3 protein-coding genes and 2 pseudogenes are annotated in these 3,893 nt (G+C 62.7%); 1 reads left to right on the top strand and 4 read right to left on the bottom strand.

Going from position 1 to position 3,893, the window contains the following annotated elements; translation table 11 throughout:
* The first annotated feature begins 402 nt into the window (after positions 1-402).
* A complete protein-coding gene (locus QSK30_RS36490) occupies positions 403-1,005 on the top strand; it encodes a response regulator transcription factor (protein ID WP_285509985.1) in 603 nt (200 codons plus the stop codon).
* Positions 1,006-1,009: 4 nt separating this feature from the next.
* On the opposite strand, the gene QSK30_RS36485 is transcribed toward QSK30_RS36490, so the two are convergent.
* From QSK30_RS36485 to QSK30_RS36470, 4 genes and pseudogenes are all read right to left on the bottom strand, one after another.
* Positions 1,010-2,140 (bottom strand): hypothetical protein, encoded by a 1,131-nt coding sequence (locus QSK30_RS36485; protein ID WP_285509984.1) that lies wholly within the window; start codon positions 2,138-2,140, stop codon positions 1,010-1,012.
* A 222-nt stretch (positions 2,141-2,362) separates the two neighbouring features.
* A complete protein-coding gene (locus QSK30_RS36480) occupies positions 2,363-2,551 on the bottom strand; it encodes a hypothetical protein (protein WP_285509983.1) in 189 nt (62 codons plus the stop codon).
* A gap of 901 nt (positions 2,552-3,452) precedes the next feature.
* Positions 3,453-3,740, bottom strand: a pseudogene (locus QSK30_RS36475) (transposase); the annotation flags it as partial.
* Between the two features lie 7 nt (positions 3,741-3,747).
* Positions 3,748-3,893 (bottom strand): annotated as a pseudogene (locus QSK30_RS36470) (IS30 family transposase); the annotation flags it as partial.

Genomic DNA, 3,893 nt, shown 5'->3' with positions numbered 1-3,893 from the left:
CCTCCTACGCCTGGCCGGGATCACCCACATCACCCGCACCCTGCAACACATCGCCGCCGACCGAACCCGAATCCTGCCCATCATCGCAGCCGCTACCAGCACAAACAGACTTTGAAATTCCCCTGGGCGGAGGCCTGACGCGGCTCTGCTTTCGCAATCGAGTTAGGTGTGTCCTCATCGCCAGGCCACCCAGCTCGGCGACCAGGGCTCCGCATCAACAGAGCAAAGACGAATGATACTCATCGTGCGGGCGTTGACTCTTCCTTGCCAACGGATTTCAGCCAGAACCGGGTCTCGACTCATGTTCGCTACGCAAAATTCCTGCAGGTCGCAGCGCTGGCGTAACGTCGCCTCCCGCAGAAACGATCTTGGAATCAAACCCGGAGGACATTGGGGTGTGTCGTGGATACAGGATGGGCAGTTGCCATCGTCGGCGTACTGGCCTTGATGGTCGGTGGAGTGCTGGTGTGGCGGTCTCAGTCACGGGGCGACAAGGTCAGCGCGGGACTCTCGCTGGCTGAACTGTTCAGCGTCGAACTCCAGATCACTCCAGGGGACAAGACCGGGGCAAGGGATGCGGTGCAGGCGGCCGACATCGCGCGCGGTGTGAGTGGGCAAGACGCCGAGGGCCTGATCGACGCTGACCGCACAGCGCTGGCTCGGGTTCTCTGGGTGGATGACAATCCGGGCAACAACAGGTACGAAGTGCTGGCGTTGGAGCGCCTGGGCAAGCTGGTGTTCCAGGTGGTGGACTCCTCGTGCGCGCATTTCTACCTGGAGAACCTCAGTTTTGACGTGGTGGTCACCGACATCGCTCGGCACGACGACCCCGCGGCGGGAATGCACATGATCCGCGAGCTCCGGGGGGCGGGCTTCGGCAAGCCGATCGTGGTGTACACCAGCAAGGCTGGGGCATGGGCGGACGAAGCGCTCAACGCGGGCGCGGACGCCGTGGTGGACCTACCGGGTGACTTGGTGCGCGCGGTGGTGGAGTTTTCGCGGTAGCGCTTCAGCTGATCCCGAGCGACCGCAGTTCCGCAAGACTGCCATCGAGTTGGCGCTGGTAGGCTAGGCCGTCGTCCTCCCGACCGCGTTCCGTGGCGAACTTTGCGGCAAATCGTGCGCGCCGCTGGGTGACGAGGACGCGGAACAAGGTTCGCATCGCGAGGTCGTCGCCGCGGTCGTTGGCGATGTTGGTGACGTGGTCGCGGTTGCTGTTGAGCATCACCGCGTCGACCACGACGTGGTCCGGCCCGCCGGACTTGTTCGCCTGCCAGGCGACATCCAGGATCTGGAAAAATGGCCCTCGGAGCAGAACCTCGTTCTCCTCGGGGAAGTGGGATACGCCGGTGATCGGCACCGCACAGATCGAGGTGACCACACTCGTGGAGAAGTTCCTCCGGTACAGGTCCAGTAGCTCCTCACCGAGATCCAGCACGTGGATCCTCCACAAGACCGTGGTCCTGGCCTCCGAGGCGGTCGCGTAGGTACCCGCGAGCCGCAACGCCACCTCTGGGGCCGTGCTCGATGACAGCATCCCGAGCGGAACCGAGACGAACCGCTGGGACACAGGTTGCCGCATCACATTCAGAAACACATCGACGTCGTCGTTCGAGACTGACATGCCGCGGTAGACGACGCCCTCGAAGGCGTCCGAAGCGGGATTGGCAATACGGTAGTTAAACAGGTCGATCGTCAACAACTCGATCAGGAACACCGCGCTCCGCGCGATCCTCTCGTCCTGAAGGAAGCTGTCCCGCCTGAACGAGTCGTTGACGATGCCGAAGAGCGCCCGGTAACCAGCATCGGAGGTGTACAGCTTGAGGGCGCTGAAGTCGGTGGCCACCTCGCCGGGCTTGCCCCAGTCACGCCGCTCCGACAGCAGACGCTGGGCGAGTTCAGCCTCGGCACCAAGCGTTGCGACAGCAGTCCGTAGCCGCTGCGCCAAGTCGGACATGAACTGCTCGTACTGGTCCCAATTCTCGCGGATGTAGTTGATCTGCCTGCGGATGACGCCCATCCGGGCTTCCACGTCGACTCCGCCGAAGAACGGCCGCCGATCGTCGACCAATCCCGTCGAGCCGCTCTCCTCGACGATCGTCCAGTCGGTGAACCTCGGCGATACGCGACGACCATTCATGATCCTCCTCGGTTCCCAAGCTTTCCACAGCTCCGGATCATGATCTACTTCCGCCCTATTTCTTGGCAAGCGCGGAAATCCGCCGTACCGTAGATCGGGCCAGTCGGCTGTGGCCTGGATGCGCTTCTCTTTGAGTGTGTCGGTGGCTGAGACGTGGCGGGAGGGGAGACGGGTCCGGGCTGGTGCCCCGGGCAGACGTCCGACTACACCACACATCACGGCCTAGTTGCCCTCGGGAGCCAGCCAAGGCGGTGCACCGATCAGAGGCACCCAGCCCGGCCAGTCAGAGGTGCCAACGCTGTGGCCGTCCACGTTGGCCGTCGCCCATGCCTGAAACTCGGCGCGTTGCTCGTCGGTGAGCAGGTCGTCGTACGCCTTAATCCTTGCCTCATGCCAAGCCAGGTAGGCCATCTGACGTTCATGTGGCCGAGCAACATGGTGTGCGCAGGGGCCGCTTGCCGTGCACTGGACCAGTGGCTCAAGGTTCAGTGCACGGCTGTGCCACTCGACATCCGCCAAGATCATCGGCGGCCGCGCGATTCCGAAGGCATCCAATGACAGGGTTCGACGCACCGTGGTGTGCAGCTCGCAACCACCCCAGTTTCCTGCGGTGTCGACGTATATCCACTCCGTGCTGCCGTCGTCCTCTCAAGAGAACCCGCAGGCGGGAGCTTGTGGTGCGTCCTCGCCTTCCTCATGGTGCAGAGCACCGTCTCGCGCACCGTGGTACGCCCACGAGACTTCCATGCTCATGGCTCGGGCACGGTCATCGAGGTCGTCCTCGCTATATGGGCTGAGCCGCCACCCACGCGACTCCAAGATCCGCTGAACTCGCCACACGTCTTCCATGCCGTCGTCGCTGATCACCTCTGACGGCGTCGAGGCTTCAGCAGTGCCCGTCGCGATGCTCTAAGAGACCGAGGCGACACTGCGTCGCGCTCGAAGATATAGCTCACCTGTGCGAGCCACGTGCAACCGAGCTGCGCTGTTGCAGCGGCTGTTCCTGGTCATGACTATTCCTCACCGATGAACCCCACGCGTCCACCGTTGGTCATGACAACAGTGCACTGCGTGATCCCGAGGACCTTGTCTCGTCACCGTGCCAGGTTCCGCGTGGGCTGCCCCGGCAGGGAATCAGGCGTCGCAGAGGCGCCTGCCCTCAAGGTAGCAGATCGCCCGGGGGCGGCCGCTCAACTGCTGGCCCAGTACGCCGAACCACGGCACAAAGAACAGCATGGCGGTAGCTGTTTGCGCGGCTTACCCTTACAAGCGGATGAGGTTCCCCCGTTTGCCGGACACCTACGGTGTGGGGTCAGTGATCTTGGTCTGACCTGGCGTGTAGGGCTTCAAACATGACGGGGCTACGCATCCCGATGCTGGAGTGTCTCCGTTTCGGGTTGTACCAGCATTCTATCCATTCGAATATCGCGTTGGCAAGTTCGTTGCGACTTTTCCAGGTGTTCTGGTCGAGGATTTCGAGTTGGAGCGTGCCCCAGAAGGATTCCATCATGGCATTGTCGTAACAATCGCCGACGGTGCCCATCGAGGCGAGTAGTCCGGCTGCGCGAAGCCTTTGCCCGAATGCCCACGAAGTATATTGCCTGGGTTCAACTGGTCGTTGCAACGCCGGGTTGTTGGAGCGAGCGTAGCTGTTGGTTGAAGACCTCGGCTGGGGTCTTCCAGTCGAGGCTCTTTCGGGGTCGGTTGTTGAGTGCGAGAGCGACGGCTTCGAGGTCCTCGGCGGACCAGCGGG

The organism is Actinokineospora sp. NBRC 105648, assembly GCF_030269645.1.
Classification (GTDB): Bacteria; Actinomycetota; Actinomycetes; order Mycobacteriales; family Pseudonocardiaceae; genus Actinokineospora.
The sequence above is the reverse complement of the archived record's forward strand: the minus strand, read 5'-3'. Positions and strand labels throughout refer to the sequence as shown.

What these genes read in the sequence shown, in the direction of transcription:
- QSK30_RS36485 (WP_285509984.1), bottom strand. Translation starts at nt 2,140, where the DNA reads ATGAATGGTCGTCGCGTATCGCCGAGGTTCACCGACTGGACGATCGTC.
- QSK30_RS36480 (WP_285509983.1), bottom strand. Translation starts at nt 2,551, where the DNA reads ATGGCCTACCTGGCTTGGCATGAGGCAAGGATTAAGGCGTACGACGAC.